Source organism: Coraliomargarita parva, assembly GCF_027257905.1.
In the GTDB taxonomy this organism is placed as follows: Bacteria; Verrucomicrobiota; Verrucomicrobiia; order Opitutales; family Coraliomargaritaceae; genus Coraliomargarita_A; species Coraliomargarita_A parva.
This window is the reverse complement of the sequence record NZ_JAPZEI010000014.1, coordinates 34133-47862: the sequence shown is the minus strand read 5'-3', so window position 1 is coordinate 47862 and position 13730 is coordinate 34133. Positions and strand designations below refer to the sequence as shown.

13 protein-coding genes and 1 tRNA gene are annotated in these 13730 nt (G+C 58.3%); 7 read left to right on the top strand and 7 right to left on the bottom strand.

Going from position 1 to position 13730, the window contains the following annotated elements; all coding sequences use genetic code 11:
* Positions 1-85: 85 nt before the first annotated feature.
* Together infA and cysK are read left to right on the top strand one after the other, a co-directional pair.
* A complete protein-coding gene (infA, locus tag O2597_RS17255) occupies positions 86-367 on the top strand; it encodes a translation initiation factor IF-1 (protein WP_269526823.1) in 282 nt (93 codons plus the stop codon).
* A 166-nt stretch (positions 368-533) separates the two neighbouring features.
* Positions 534-1493: a cysteine synthase A gene (gene cysK / locus O2597_RS17250; protein WP_269526821.1), complete on the top strand. Its 960-nt coding sequence runs from the start codon at positions 534-536 to the stop codon at positions 1491-1493.
* A gap of 414 nt (positions 1494-1907) precedes the next feature.
* On the opposite strand, the gene O2597_RS17245 is transcribed toward cysK, so the two are convergent.
* From O2597_RS17245 to O2597_RS17235, 3 genes are all read right to left on the bottom strand, one after another.
* Entirely contained in the window at positions 1908-2576 is a 669-nt protein-coding gene (locus tag O2597_RS17245) for a hypothetical protein (RefSeq protein WP_269526819.1), read from the bottom strand.
* A gap of 194 nt (positions 2577-2770) precedes the next feature.
* A complete protein-coding gene (locus O2597_RS17240; RefSeq protein WP_269526817.1) occupies positions 2771-3298 on the bottom strand; it encodes a hypothetical protein in 528 nt (175 codons plus the stop codon).
* Positions 3299-3419: 121 nt separating this feature from the next.
* Positions 3420-3496: transfer RNA gene (locus O2597_RS17235), tRNA-Asp, on the bottom strand.
* Positions 3497-3665: 169 nt separating this feature from the next.
* Here O2597_RS17235 and O2597_RS17230 point away from each other — a divergent pair.
* Positions 3666-4862, top strand: a complete 1197-nt coding sequence (locus O2597_RS17230) for an aldo/keto reductase (RefSeq protein ID WP_269526816.1) — start codon at positions 3666-3668, stop codon at positions 4860-4862.
* Between the two features lies 1 nt (position 4863).
* On the opposite strand, the gene O2597_RS17225 is transcribed toward O2597_RS17230, so the two are convergent.
* Positions 4864-5244 carry a response regulator gene (locus O2597_RS17225; protein WP_269526814.1) on the bottom strand — a complete coding sequence of 127 codons (381 nt, stop codon included), beginning with the start codon at positions 5242-5244 and terminating at the stop codon, positions 4864-4866.
* Complete coding sequence (amt, locus tag O2597_RS17220; RefSeq protein ID WP_269526812.1) at positions 5241-7400, bottom strand: ammonium transporter; 2160 nt, start codon at positions 7398-7400, stop codon at positions 5241-5243. Before amt ends, O2597_RS17225 begins: the two co-directional genes overlap by 4 nt.
* 285 nt (positions 7401-7685) lie before the next feature.
* Between amt and O2597_RS17215 the strand changes: the two genes are divergently transcribed.
* Positions 7686-7952: a DUF4212 domain-containing protein gene (locus O2597_RS17215; RefSeq protein ID WP_269526811.1), complete on the top strand. Its 267-nt coding sequence runs from the start codon at positions 7686-7688 to the stop codon at positions 7950-7952.
* 9 nt (positions 7953-7961) lie between these two features.
* Positions 7962-9794, top strand: a complete 1833-nt coding sequence (locus O2597_RS17210) for a sodium:solute symporter family protein (protein ID WP_269526809.1) — start codon at positions 7962-7964, stop codon at positions 9792-9794.
* On the opposite strand, the gene O2597_RS17205 is transcribed toward O2597_RS17210, so the two are convergent.
* Positions 9791-10933, bottom strand: coding sequence for a glycosyltransferase family 4 protein (locus O2597_RS17205; protein ID WP_269526807.1), 1143 nt, complete (start codon positions 10931-10933; stop codon positions 9791-9793). The two genes, O2597_RS17210 and O2597_RS17205, sit on opposite strands and share 4 nt — an antisense overlap.
* A 93-nt stretch (positions 10934-11026) precedes the next feature.
* Here O2597_RS17205 and miaA point away from each other — a divergent pair, with 93 nt between their 5' ends.
* Positions 11027-11917 (top strand): tRNA (adenosine(37)-N6)-dimethylallyltransferase MiaA, encoded by an 891-nt coding sequence (gene miaA, locus O2597_RS17200; RefSeq protein WP_269526806.1) that lies wholly within the window; start codon positions 11027-11029, stop codon positions 11915-11917.
* Here miaA and O2597_RS17195 read toward each other — a convergent pair.
* On the bottom strand, positions 11914-12366 hold the full coding sequence (locus tag O2597_RS17195; protein ID WP_269526804.1) for a BLUF domain-containing protein: 453 nt from the start codon (positions 12364-12366) through the stop codon (positions 11914-11916). The genes miaA and O2597_RS17195 overlap by 4 nt on opposite strands.
* Before the next feature lie 130 nt (positions 12367-12496).
* Between O2597_RS17195 and O2597_RS17190 the strand changes: the two genes are divergently transcribed.
* Positions 12497-13726 carry a heavy metal translocating P-type ATPase metal-binding domain-containing protein gene (locus O2597_RS17190; RefSeq protein ID WP_269526803.1) on the top strand — a complete coding sequence of 410 codons (1230 nt, stop codon included), beginning with the start codon at positions 12497-12499 and terminating at the stop codon, positions 13724-13726.
* Positions 13727-13730: the final 4 nt, after the last annotated feature.

The window sequence follows — 13730 nt, the reverse complement described above, 5'->3', positions numbered from 1 at the left end:
GGTCAAGCCATCCCGTATCGCGTGGAACAGTCGAATCTTGACTTTCGCGGCTTAAGTGCTTCCCTCCGCGGTTTCACAATTATTTATGGCAAAAGCACAAAGCGAAGAATACGTCGAAGTAGAAGGTAAAATTGTAGCCGTTCTTCCGGGCACCATGTTCCGGGTCGAGTTGGCAAACGGTCATCAGGTGCTCGCCCATATTTCCGGTAAGCTGCGCAAGCACTTCATCAAGATCACAACGGGTGATACCGTGAAGATGGAGATGAGCCCCTACGATCTGGACAAGGCGCGCATCGTGTATCGCCTGCGCAATGCAGCGGTTCAGCGTAATGCGCCGAAGCGTAGCTACGGCCCGAAGCGCCGGTAAGCATCAAACGCCCCGAATTCTGGAAGCACCGCCCCGCGGTGTTTTTTTGTGCCCGGACTTCGCGCCATAATTACGAGAAGAAGTATAACTGACTTCCGGACTTGCAAGCCAGGGGAAAAGCGCGTTGTGTTCTTATCTTTCTATCTTCACTCAACCAATAAGGATTATGAGCAAAGCATTCGATTCAATCGTTTCCACCGTGGGTAATACCCCGCTTGTTAAGATCAATAAGACCACCGCTGGACTTGAAGCCGACATCTACTTGAAGTGCGAGTTTTTCAACCCGCTGGCGAGTGTGAAGGACCGTATCGGTAAGGCCATGATCGAAGCCGCCGAGCGTGACGGCAAGATCGGTCCGGGCAGCATCATTATCGAGCCGACCTCCGGCAACACCGGAATCGCGCTGGCCTTTGTCTGTGCGGCCAAGGGCTACAAGCTGATCCTGACCATGCCGGAGACGATGTCGCTGGAGCGCCGTGTGTTGCTCCGTATGCTGGGGGCGGACATCGTTCTGACTCCCGGTCCGAAGGGCATGCCGGGTGCGATCGCCCGTGCCACCGAGCTGGTGGAGGAATACGGCGAGAAGGCTTACATGCCGCAACAATTTGAGAATCCGGCGAATCCGGAAGCGCACCGCAAGACCACAGCCGAGGAAATCTGGTCTGCGACCGGCGGAAAGATCGACGCGTTCGTGGCCGGTGTGGGCACCGGCGGCACCATTACCGGTGTTTCTGAAGTGATCAAGTCGCGGAAGGAGCTCTTGTCCGTGGCGGTCGAACCGGAAGCCAGTCCGGTGCTCTCCGGCGGCCAGCCGGGGCCTCACAAGATTCAGGGAATCGGCGCGGGCTTTATCCCGAAGAACTGCAACGTCGATATCATTGACGATGTGATCAAGGTCTCCAACGAGAACGCGTTTGCCACTGCCCAGCGGCTGGCCCAAGAGGACGGTATTCTCGGTGGTATTTCCACCGGTGCCAATGTCTGGGCGGCGATGGAACTGGCCAAGCGTCCGGAAATGGCCGGCAAGACCATCGTCACGGTCGGCTGCAGCTTCGGCGAGCGCTACCTGAGCACCCCGCTGGCGGAAAAGGCCCGCGAAGAAATGATGGCCGCGACTGCCAGCTAAGTCAGGCAACACGATTTGAAACGAAAGCCCCGGTGGAAACGCCGGGGCTTTTTGTGGTTAAAGCCTTTGGACTGTGTGCCTTGAACCCCTCCACCCTTCGGCAGGCTCAGGACAGGCCGCTTCGCGGTCCCCCTCCCCTGCGTGCACCCGTCTTCGTCTAAGACTACGCCGAGCCATGGAGGAGGAGTTTATGAGGTATGTCAGATTCGTTGAGCCAGCGGTTGTGCATGCGGCGCTGCGTGCCTTGAACCCCTCCGTCCCGGGCGAGCCGGGCCACCTCCATGCCTGCTCGCAGGGGAGGAGTTTTGTTGGGGATGGCAGAATTAGCGTGCCTCGCGCCTCTTTCTCGGTTGCGAAAATGGGAGCCTCGCGAGTGATTTCCGGGGGGCAGCACAGCAAAAGCTCCTCCTCTTATCAAGGGGAGGTGTCTGCGCTTGCCGCAGACGGAGGGGTGGGCTTCTGCGGGCTCGCCGGATCGGGCTCTTTTGCGCCGGCGGCTGGGCATTTTTCACGCATCGGGCACTTTGCCGCCGACCCCTTCGGGCATGGACCGGCTCCACACTTTGTGTCTCCGGCAGTTAGTTCCGTGTCGGGCTCCAATGCCTTGGCATGTTTCGCTTGTACGGCCTCCGGTCCTTTAGCTGCGAAATCGCTGACAATCCTAGCATGGTTTTGCGCCACGAGGATGGCTTCCGGGGTTTTGCCGGTGACGATGACCTGGATACCGTCTTCCAGCTCTTCAACATCTACGGAGATATCTCCATGATGTTCGATCATTTCAACGAAAGCGGGGTCCCATCGGCGGACCATGGCGCCCGAGGCGAGGCGCTCGGACATATATTTCACGTGGGCCTTCAATGAGGCCGCGATTTCCGCATCCTGTGATGTGGTGGTGGCTTTGTAACCTGTTTCGGTCATCTCGACCGTACGCTCGATGGCTTCATGCTGTTGCGCCATGTCATGGATCAAGCCGCGTTGTTCGGCCGGAAGGGGGCCGCGCATGGGTTCCGCGAGGACCGGCGTGCTGATCATGACTGTCGCAGCGGCGATGAGAAGACTGAGCTGTCGTGTGTATGGGGGCATGATGGGGTCTGGAATGTTGTGGGGCGATTGAACTGCGGGGGGCGAGGCAAAGCTGACAACAAGGTTCCAGTTTAGGCAAAATCTGAGTTTTTGGAAGCTCGATTTCAGGCCTGTCAGCGCGAGCTCATTGGAGCCACGAGCACACGCGTGAGCAGGCCTTGACTACTCCGTCCACAAACGAGGGGCTTCCGGTGCTAGAGTTGCCGTTTTTTCACGGGCTTTTTCCGATCGCGTGGGCCGCCGTCGGCGGAGTTGATCGCTTTTTGGGCCGCTTCAAGGTTGGCGAGGATCCTGTCGTGGGCTTTGCCGTCATCGCTTTCATCGATATAGACATGGCCGCTCTCCAGAAGGTGAAAAATGCCCCGTAGCCGCTTTGAGTCGACTTTTTCCGCCGCGCCGCGATTGATGTCCGGGGCATCGCCGTATTTCCGCAGGAATGATTCGGCCTCGTCGCTGAGCACCGCCACTACGATGGTGCCGCCAAAGCTGTGGTTGTCCTTGTCTTTCGTCTGCGCGACGAAAAAGGTCACACCTTCGATTTTATTGGCCGCCAGGGGGCGCTTGACGAAGATGCAGTCCACATCGACCTTCTGCCCGTCGAATTTCCCGGGATTGGATTTATAGTATCGAGCGGAATCTTCGTCGGCGGAGTTACCTGCTTGCAGGGGGCTGAGGAGCGCAAGCGTGAATAGGGTGAGGCTGAGTCGGTACAGTCGTTTCATCAGGATTGGGGGTTAAGGTTCAGCCTGGGTATCGTCCAACGGTCCTAAAAGTTTCGTTTGTGTGTCGACTGGTAGACGAGGCACAAAAAAGCCCGTTGATTGTGAAAACCAACGGGCTAAATGGCGGGATAGACGGGACTTGAACCCGCGGCCTCCTGCGTGACAGGCAGGCGCTCTAACCAACTGAGCTACTACCCCAAAAAGTGGGAAAGACGCAGACAGTAGAAATGGCCTTTTTGAAGTCAAGCGGTGTTTTCGACTTTTTTTAGATGTTACTGTGGTCCTGTTTTTGACGCTTTGATTCCCGGATCGTGGTCTTGCCAGGATGTGAATTGACGACCAAAGCAGCCCGAACTATGAGTCGGGCATGAAATACCGCCGTTTTGGACGTACCGGACTGGAGCTTTCCGTTTTTAGCCTGGGGGGCATGCGTTTCCCTCGTGGTTGGGAAAAAGGCCTGACTTACGAGGGCTTGACCGATACCGAGCGGGAGACAATTGCGGCGATCCTCGACCGGAGTTTCGACTGTGGCATCAATCACATTGAGACGGCCCGTGGCTACGGGCATTCGGAGGATTGGTTTCGTCTGGTCCTGGGGGCGCAGGCGCGTCCGCGGGACAGCTACTACCTGCAGACCAAGGTCGCGCCCAAGGCGGACCCGAAGGAATTCGAGAAGACACTGCAGGAATCCTTTGATTCACTGGGTTGTGACTACCTCGACCTTTTCGGCTTTCACGGGATCAACGAGCAACAGGAGCTGGACTGGATCATCCGTCCGGGGGGATGCCTTGAGGTGGTGCGCCGCTGGCAAAAGGACGGCCGGATTCGTCATGTCGGGTTTTCAACCCACGGGGCCTGTGAAGTGATCGTGAAGGCAATCGAGTGCGGGGAATTCGAGTATGTGAACCTGCACTGGTATTATATCAACCAGACCAACTGGGCGGCGATCGAGGCGGCAACCCGTCAGGATATGGGCGTGTTTATCATCAGTCCGACGGACAAGGGCGGCCAACTCTTCGCTCCCCCGCAGAAGCTGAGTGATGCCTGTGCACCCCTGCATCCGATCACCTTCAACGACCTGTTCTGCCTGCGGCGTCCGGAGGTCCATACCCTGAGTGTGGGAGCCGGGCAGGCGAGTGATTTTGACGAGCATCTGGCGGCGTTGGCCTACTACGACCGGATCGATGGGACGATCGCACCGATCGAAGCGCGGTTGGAGGCGGTTCTGCAGGATGCGCTCGGGGCGGACTGGTGGCCCTCCTACAGCGAAGGCTTGCCGTGGTACACGCAGGTTCCCGGCGAAGTGAATCTTCCTTATATCCTGCGCCTCTGGAGTCTGGCCAAGGGGCTGGATATGACCGGTTACGGCAAGTACCGCTACGGGATGATCGAAGGGGGCGACGGAGGCAACTGGATGGGGGGCAAACCTTCGGGCGAGTTTGATGAGCCGGCCCTTCTGGCCCTACTTAAGGATCATCCACATCGGGATCGTATTCCCGGCATCCTGCGTGAAGCGCACGCCATGTTCAAGGGTGAGGCGAAACAACGCCTGAGCTCGGACTGAGCTAGGACTCGTGGGGTTCCAGCAGGGCGTTCATTTTGCTGGTGAGAATGCTGAAGTCGATCGGCTTGCTGACGTAATCGTCGCAACCCGACTGGATGGCTTTTTCCCGGTCGCCGCGCATGGCGTGTGCGGTAATGGCGATCAAGGGAATCGTGCCACAGCGCGGGCAGTCCTTGAGTTCGCCCGCAACGGTCCAGCCGTCCTTTCCCGGGAGGCTCATGTCGAGCAGGATGATGTCCGGTTTCATGTCCTGCAGGAGGGCCAGGCCTTCTTCGCCATCTTCCGCGAGGACGATCTTGTACCCGTGCCGTTCCAGTCGGCGGCGGGTCATTTCGCGAAGTGCGATATTGTCTTCGATGACTAGGACCGTGTGAGCCTTCATGGCGCGTAGCTGAAGGGAGGATTGTGCTGTATGCTCTTGGGCGTCTCCATGGCCTCAAGGCTGCAAGGAATTTGCATGGTGAAGGTGGACCCTTCATCCAGTCGGGACCTGACGCTGATGTCGCCTCCCATCAAACGGCAGAAGCTGCGGGTAATTGCCAGCCCCAAGCCGGTACCTCCATAGCGGCGTGTGGTGGAACTGTCCGCTTGGGTGAACGCTTCGAAGATCGTTTTCATCTGTTCCGGAGTCATTCCGATGCCGGTGTCGGCAACCTCGAACAAGCAAAGCTCGCGCCCATTTGCCCATTTCCTTTTATGAATTGAGAGGGTGATGCGGCCGTTTTGTGTGAACTTGGCCGCGTTGGCGATGAGGTTCAGGAGGCACTGCTCGAGCTTGGTTTCATCCGCGACGAGGAGGTCCAGTCCGTCTTCGATCTGTAACTCAAGCACGTTCTTGTTCTCCTGGATGAGCGGCTGCACGGTTTGTACCAGCTTCGGTACGAGGTGTCGCAGGTCCACTTGTACATAATAGACATCCATCTGGCCGGATTCGATCTTGGAAATATCGAGGACGCCGTTGATCAGATTGAGCAGGTGGTGGCTGGCGTGCGCGATGGTTTCGAGGTCCTCCGCGTAGTCTTCGATGCCGCATTCCTTCATCTCCTCCTGGATCAGTTCCACGTAGCCGGTGATGATGCCGAGCGGGGTGCGCAATTCGTGGCTCATATTGGCCAGGAAGTCCGATTTGACCTGGTTGGCCCGGATTGCTTCGGCTTGGGACTTCCGTGCCTCGGCGGTGGCCATTTCGCGGTTCTTGAATTCGGTTTCGATCCGTTCGAGGACGCGGTTGTATTCCGCCGCGATCTGACCGACTTCGGTATGAGGCTCGACATAGACGCGCTTGTCAAAACTGCCCGCTTGTTCCTGGGCATCCATTTCGGTAATCAGGTCCAGCAGCTCGGTGGAGGCGCCATGCTCGCTGACGTTCAGGCCCTCTCGTTCCTCTTCTTCGGTGACACGTAGGCGGATTACCCGGTTGAGCAGGGTGAAGAAGACGAATGCGATGGTGAACGTCCAGACCGCGCAGACCCCGATACCGGTCAGTTGGACTTGCAGTTGCTCGAGTCGGCTCAGGCCGGTGCCCCATGCTTCCTGGGATCCGAAGAGTGCGACCGAGAGGGTGCCCCAGATCCCGCAAAAGGCGTGCGCCGGGACCGCCCCGACGGCATCGTCGATCTTGAAACGCTCCAGAAGTAGCATGCCCAACATGCAGATGATTCCGGCCATGGCGCCGATACATGCGGCTGCGGGCATGGTGACGACGTGGCAGCAGGCAGTAATGCCAACCAGGCCTCCGATGACGCCGTTCATGATCGTCCAGGTACGTGCCATCTTGTAGTATACGTAGCCGAAGAGCAGGGCAGAGACACCGCCGCAGGCACCGGCGAGGATGGTCTTGGCGATGATGGGGGGCACATGGGCATTGAGGGCGAGCGTGCTGCCTCCGTTAAAGCCCAGCCAGCCGAACCAGAGCATGAGCACGCCTACCGTGGCCAGCAGCAGGTTGTGGCCTTGGATGCGCCGCTCGCTGTCAAACTGGCCCAGTCGCGGGCCGATTACCAGGATGCCGGCAAACGAGACCCAACCGCCGACCGAGTGGACCACGGTGGAGCCGGCAAAATCGATGAAGCCGCGTGCCGCCAGCCAGCCCTGGCTGGTGCCTTCGATCAGGCCGCCCCATGCCCAGTGTCCGAAAAAGGGATAGATGATGCCCGAGGTGAACAGGGCGACGAACAAGTAGGCGCTGAAGCGCATCCGCTCGGCCACCGCGCCCGAGATGATGGTGATGGAGGTGCCGCAGAAGACCAGCTGGAAGGTGAAAAAGGCCATCACCCACGGCGCATTTTCCGCGTCGAACAAGAAATACTCGCTGCCGATCCAGCCGTTCAGGCTGGTGCCGAACATGATTCCGAAACCAAAGAGCCAGAAGACAATGGCGGAAACGCTGAAGTCCGCCAGGTTCTTGATTGCGACATTGATGCCGTTCTTGGCCCGCACGAGGCCCGATTCCAACAGGCAGAAACCTACTTGCATGACCATTACCAGCGCCGCTGTGATCAGAATCCAGGCAATATCCAGGCTCTCGGAGGTAATCATGTCGCTGTCAAAAGGTACAAATGCAAGGGTTCTCAGGCTGTGAGCCGGAGAATTCAGGCTTAGCATTATCGACGAAAAGGTAAGCATGATCTAGGCCAGATACCTCGGGAGAATTGCTTGCTTGCAGGAGAACGAATCCCCGCGGCCATGGAAATCCTATCGTTGGGTAATCAGGGTCAATCTCCATAAGGGACAGAGTTTTCAGGGCGCTGACGAATAACGATTTAACTTATACTTTAGGATAAAGCTTTCATTATACGGCAAAGTAGTATTCCTACTGCTCCTATGTCTACGAATTCCCCCCGCGCGCATCGCCGTGCCTGCTTGCAAGTCACTCTACTGCTACTCGCCGTGTGGTTTCTGATTAGCTTTGGAGCCGCGATTCTTTTCCGGGACTGGGTGGATGCCCATTTTCCGGAAGTCGGGCACGCTCCCTTCGGATTTTGGATGGCGCAGCAAGGATCCATCGTAGGGTTCATCCTCATTCTGATCAGCTATGCGCTGTTGATGAACCGGCTGGACCGCAAACACGGCTATCGCGAAGACAAATAAAGGGGGCGCATGACACAGGATATTTTAAACTTCATCTTTATCGGTCTAACGTTTGCGGTCTACATCGGGATTGCCGTGCGTTCCCGGGCGGCTTCCACGAAGGAATATTATACGGCGGGGGGCGGCGTTTCACCTTTCGCCAACGGAATGGCAACCGCGGCCGACTGGATGTCGGCGGCCACCTTCATCTCCATGGCGGGGACTGTGGCGATCAGCGGCTACGACGCATCCCGTTTCCTTATGGGTTGGACCGGCGGTTTCGTTCTCTTGACCATCCTGATGGTGCCCTATCTTCGGAAATTCGGGAAGGCGACGGTCCCGGATTTCATCGGTGACCGTTACTATTCGAAATGGGCCCGGGGCGTAGCCGTGGTCTGTGCCATCTTTATCTGCATGACTTATATCATGGGGCAGATGCGCGGGGTGGGTGTGGTTTTCTCGCAACTGTTCGGCATCGGTATCCCGTCGGGGGTTATGACCGGTGCCGCCATCGTCTTTGTCTATGCCGGCTTGGGCGGCATGAAAGGAATCACTTACACGCAGGTGGCCCAATATTGTGTGATGGCTTTTGCCTATACCATTCCGGCGATATTCATCGCCTTGGCGCTGACCGGACATGTGCTGCCGCAGCTGGGGCTGATTGGGGATTATACGGCTTCCGAGCCGGTGGTTCCCTTTCTGCAGAAATTGAACAACATCAACACGGAACTGGGTTTTCAGGAATACACCTCGGGCAAGCTCTCCACGGTGAACATGTTCTGCATCACGGCCGCCTTGATGTGCGGGACGGCGGGACTGCCTCATGTGATCGTCCGTTTCTTTACGGTGAAGAACGTGCATTCGGTGCGCAAATCCGCGGCTTGGACGCTGAGCTTTATCGCGGTGATCTACCTGACGGCTCCGGCCATCGGGGCCTTTGCGCGGGTGAACCTGATCGAAAAGCTGCACAACCAGCCCTACACCGAAACGCCGTATTGGTTCAAGGAATTCGAAGCCACCGGCCAGATGGCCTGGGTGGACAAGAACGGCGACGGACGGATCCAGTACTTTGGCCCCGGGAAGTCGGAAGCCGGCACCTTCTCGGTCTTTCAAGGCTCGGCTCCGGTGTATCCGACCTATGACGCTCCGCAGCACCAGCGAATCGGCAAGCACGGCGAGCGGCTCCTGGCCAGCAAGGCGGACGATTCCAACCCGAATGAATTGTGGTTCGGCAACGATATCATGGTCATGGCCAATCCCTATATGGCGGGGCTGCCCAAGTGGGTGATCGCGTTGCTGATGGCGGGCTGTATCGCGGCGGCACTTTCGACGGCGGCCGGACTGCTCTTGGTGCTATCGACTTCGATCTCCCATGACCTCATGAAAAAGATCCTGAAGCCGGACCTAAGTGACCGTGAAGAGGTGAACTATGCGCGAGCGGCTTCCTTCATTGCGCTCGGGGTGGCGGCTTATTTCGGGATCAATCCGCCTTCCGCGTTCATTGCCAAGACTGTGGCCTTCGCCTTTGGCTTGGCGGCTTCCTCCTTCTTCCCGACCTTGCTGATGGGAATTTTTTCCCGTAAGATGAACAAGGAAGGGGCGGTTTGCGGGATGCTGGCCGGGATTTCCTTCACGATCGGTTACATCGTCTATTTTCAGTTTCTCGGGGGACACAAGGACGAGCTGTTGTTCGGGATCACGCCGGAAGGCATCGGCTTTGTCGGCATGTTGCTCAACTTTGGCGTGGCCTTCTTGGTCGGTCGCTTCACCGGTGCGGTGCCGGACTATATCGAGCAGATGGTCGACGAGATCCATATCCCCAGTGGTGTGGGGACGAAGAAGGAGCGGGATTTCGAGATTTAGATTTCAGTCGGATTTTCGCTTCGTGCGGCTTCCAACTCGCGGAGGAAGCCTTCGATGATCTCTTTCCAGCCGAGTTGTTCCGCGGTGGCTCGGGCGGCCCTGCGCAGTTCGGGCCAGTGTGCGCGTGCATCGACGGCCGCGTCGACCTTGGATAGGTAGGCTTCCGATTGGTCGAAGGGCACGAGATAGCCATTCTCCGCATCGCGGATATAGCGGCGGGGTGCGGCGTAGTCGTAGGCCAGGGCGACGAGTCCCGATGCCATGGCCTCGGTGACGACATTCCCGAAGGTTTCGGTTACACTGGGAAAGACGAAGAGGTCGCCGGATGCATAGTGCCGGGCGAGCTCCTCGCCTTTCTGCATGCCGGCGAAGATGAATTCCGGATGAGTTTTTTGCAGGCGCGCACGCTCGGGGCCATCCCCGACAAAAACACAGGCGGCACCGGGATGCTTTTCGCGAATGCGGGCAAAGGCGCTCAGTGTCAGCGGGATGTTCTTTTCCGCGGCGATGCGGCTGACAAAGATGGCGACCAGCCCGTTTTCCGGATCGACGCCCCAGGAACGGCGCAGTTCGGGGTCCCTGCGCCCGGGATTGAAGAGTTCCGTATCCACCCCGCGGCCGAGCAGGCGAGTATTGCGAATGCCCATAGCATCCAGACGTGCAATCACATCCCGGGAGGGGGCGAAGGTGCGAAGGGTCCGGTTATGGGTCTTGCGCAGGTAGGCTTCGGTGAAGCGCTGCAGGCCGGGCAACTTGTAGTGCCGCATGTATTCGTGAAAATTGGTATGAAAGCCCGAAGTGACAGTGATGCCGAGCGCTTCGGAGGCGCGTATGGCCGACTGGCCCAAGGGGCCTTCGGTGGCGACGTAAATCACATCCGGTCGTTGCCTCTGCCAGAGCTCGCGCAGTTTTTTCCAGCAGGGCAGGCCGAAGTGAAGGCCCTTATAGCCGGGAATGGGCAGGCTGTTGACTACGGTTTCCCCGTCTTGAGCGGCTTTCGGGTTCTCGCCCTTTTGGCGGGGGCGGACGATTGTGACCGAATGGCCCAATTGGCGCAGCCCCTGGCTGATCCGGTGCAGCGTCATGGCGACCCCGTTGATCTCGGGCGGATAGGTTTCGGTTACGATGCAAACTTTCATCTCTTGCGCTCCTGTATTGCCAAGATTGCGTAAGCGTTCAGGTTTTTGATTTCAGGATAATAGACAAGCTGAGAAAAGCCCTTTGCATCGATCGTGACAGTCGCGTTACATATCATCACCGGTCCCACCGCCGTGGGCAAAACCGACTATGCGCTCGAATATGCGGAAGCGCGGGGGGCGGAGATCCTTTCCTGTGACGCCTCGCTGGTCTATCGCGGCATGGATATCGGTACGGCCAAGCCCAGTCCGGATGAACTGGCCCGTGTGCCCCATCACCTCATCGATGTCTGCGAGGTGGATGAGCCCTACGACATCGTACGTTTCGATCGTGAGGCGCACGCGGTGGTGGAGGACGTCCTCGGGCGGGGAAAGCCGGTCGTGGTGACCGGGGGCAGTGGGTTTTACCTTAAGAGTTTCCTGGCGCCGGTGATTGACGAGGTCGAGGTGTCCAATGCCGTGCGGGAGGAGGTGGCTGCCCTGTATGAGACCGGTGGCTTGCCTGCCTTGTTGGAAGCGCTGCAGCTTTGCAGTCCGGACGGTCTTGGGCATCTGGATACGCGGAATCCGCGCCGAGTCTTGCGTGCCCTGGAGCGGTGCCGGGCCTCCGGGCGCTCCCTGCCCGAGCTTCAGCGTGCCTTCGCGGCCCGTCCGCTGCCATACGGGGAGCTCTCCAAAAAGCTGATCCTGCTCGACCGCGATCCGGAAGACCTGCGTGAACGGGTGGCACGGCGTGCGGCTTGCATGTTGTCCGATGGGCTGATCGAGGAGGTCCGGCATCTGCGTGAGGCGGGGATCGAGCGCAATCCGAGCGCGGCTTCAGCCATCGGCTACCGTGAAACCCTGGCTTATCTGGACGGCCGATTGTCGCGGGAGGCGCTGTTGCCGGCCATAGTCCAGAATACACAGCATCTGGTGAAAAAGCAGCGCACCTGGTTCCGTAGCCAGATCGGTGAGCCGGACGAGCGGGTCCAGCTGGGCGCCTAGTCTTCGAATCGGGTCGATTTTGCGAAGCTCTTGATGAAGATTGCGACCTGTTTGGACAGCGATTTCAGCATCGATTCGGGAATTTGGCGGTTTTCGATAATCGCGCTAAAGCCCGGGATGTTGTCGACCAGTTCGGATTGGTCGGTGCGACGGAAGCCCATCTTGTAGTCGGGAAAGTCCCGTTTCGGGATCGTTTTGGACCAGAGGACCTGCAGACCGCGGTGGCGGGAATCGCTTTGAATCTTTTCGAACAATTCCTTGATCACGGTTTCCTTGCCTTCGATGATATGAAGAATGCTACCGTCGGCGAAGAGCATCAGTCCGGTGATTCCCTTGCGTGCATTGCGCTCCCGGGAGCCTTCCAGCAATTTCATGAGCGCATCACCATTCAGCTCCGTAGTGGCGGAACTTAAATACATGATTTGATACAGTGATTCGCTCTGATTCATCCCTGACTTTTGGTATTCCTATAAAGAAAAATGGGAGTATGTTATAAATTCAACTTATGCGGCAAGGCTCCATCTACAGATTTTGTGACCATCGTGTAATACTCCGCGCGTCACGCGTGGTGATCCTGTGATGGTTCCAAAAATCCATTGTAAACATTGCGGTCTCCCTTTTCCGGACGGACAGGGGGAAGGTGCATATTGCTGTGCTGGCTGCGCTCAAGTCAACAAATTGATTGAGGCAGATGGCTTAAATGAGTACTATAAGTTGCGCGACCGGGGCGGACGGGCGGTTGGAAGCGAGGTACTGGATGCGGTGGATTGGTCCTGGGCGCAGCGTTTGCAGGTGGAAGCCGAGTCGGGCGGGGGACATTCCCTCGTACTTCGTCTGGAGGGCATGCACTGTCTCGGGTGCATTTGGTTGGTTGAGCGTATCGGCAAAACGACTACAAGGCTACGGGCAATCAAAGCGAGCCTGAGCCTGCATCAAATATCAGTGGATTGGATACCGGGCGAGTTTGACCTTGCGGGCTTTCTTCAGCAGCTCCGTCTTTTCGGGTACGAGGCTTCGGCGCCCGGGCGCCGTGGATTCTGGCAGTGGTCCCCGCTGGCTTGGCGTGCCTTGCTCTGCGGGATCTTTGCGTTCAACGCCACTCTGCTCGAACTCCTGGCGCATTATGAGCCGGGCGACTTTACGCAGTCCGGCTTGTTCGTCCTCTTGCGGCTGCTCTTTCACCTGCTCTGTCTTTTGATCGGGGCGAGCTATTTTGCGGAGCCGGTGCTTCGATCGCTGAGGCAGGGGTTCTGGCATCCGGATACCTGGCAGTTTTTGGGCCTCATGATGCTGGCCCTGGGCAGCATTCCCGGCCTGGCCTTGTTGCCACTCGGGCTTGCCGGCACGGTGGTCCTGCCCCTGGTGCTGACGCTTTTGCTGTCGGGGCGCCTCTTCCAGTTCCGTATTTGGCAGCGCTGGGGCTCGGTGTTCGGGGCCCGTTCGCCGGAAGGCGGGCCTGTCCTGCTGCGGCAAAAGCGGGCGCTGGCAATCGCTCATCTGGCTTTCGGGCTGCTGCTGGCGCTGGGTACCGGCACCGTCTTGTTTGCTTCCGGTCCGGTTGAAGCAGCATCGGTCCTGGTTGCCGGTCTTCTTTCGCTGCTGCTGTACCCGGCCGAATTGTTCATCGAGGAAGAGCGCGGATGGGGGCCGTTCGGTCTGGCGCTCTGGGTTAACCTCTGCGGCCTGGGGCTTGTTTTAACGGGCTGGTTCGGTGTCTTGGCGGCCGGAGTCTGGGCGGCTGTTTCCGGGACATCTGTGGTCTGGTTGGTTGCCCGCTTGCAAGCCGGACCGGAATCCGTCAGTCACTGAGTTT

Bases quoted from the DNA above. Each gene is read 5' to 3' on its own strand.
- O2597_RS17205 (WP_269526807.1), bottom strand. From the start codon at position 10,933: ATGAAAGTTTGCATCGTAACCGAAACCTATCCGCCCGAGATCAACGGG.
- O2597_RS17195 (WP_269526804.1), bottom strand. From the start codon at position 12,366: ATGAATCAGAGCGAATCACTGTATCAAATCATGTATTTAAGTTCCGCC.
- infA (WP_269526823.1), top strand. From the start codon at position 86: ATGGCAAAAGCACAAAGCGAAGAATACGTCGAAGTAGAAGGTAAAATT.
- O2597_RS17230 (WP_269526816.1), top strand. From the start codon at position 3,666: ATGAAATACCGCCGTTTTGGACGTACCGGACTGGAGCTTTCCGTTTTT.
- amt (WP_269526812.1), bottom strand. From the start codon at position 7,400: ATGATTACCTCCGAGAGCCTGGATATTGCCTGGATTCTGATCACAGCG.
- O2597_RS17210 (WP_269526809.1), top strand. From the start codon at position 7,962: ATGACACAGGATATTTTAAACTTCATCTTTATCGGTCTAACGTTTGCG.
- O2597_RS17215 (WP_269526811.1), top strand. From the start codon at position 7,686: ATGTCTACGAATTCCCCCCGCGCGCATCGCCGTGCCTGCTTGCAAGTC.
- cysK (WP_269526821.1), top strand. From the start codon at position 534: ATGAGCAAAGCATTCGATTCAATCGTTTCCACCGTGGGTAATACCCCG.
- O2597_RS17225 (WP_269526814.1), bottom strand. From the start codon at position 5,244: ATGAAGGCTCACACGGTCCTAGTCATCGAAGACAATATCGCACTTCGC.
- O2597_RS17190 (WP_269526803.1), top strand. From the start codon at position 12,497: ATGGTTCCAAAAATCCATTGTAAACATTGCGGTCTCCCTTTTCCGGAC.
- O2597_RS17240 (WP_269526817.1), bottom strand. From the start codon at position 3,298: ATGAAACGACTGTACCGACTCAGCCTCACCCTATTCACGCTTGCGCTC.
- O2597_RS17245 (WP_269526819.1), bottom strand. From the start codon at position 2,576: ATGCCCCCATACACACGACAGCTCAGTCTTCTCATCGCCGCTGCGACA.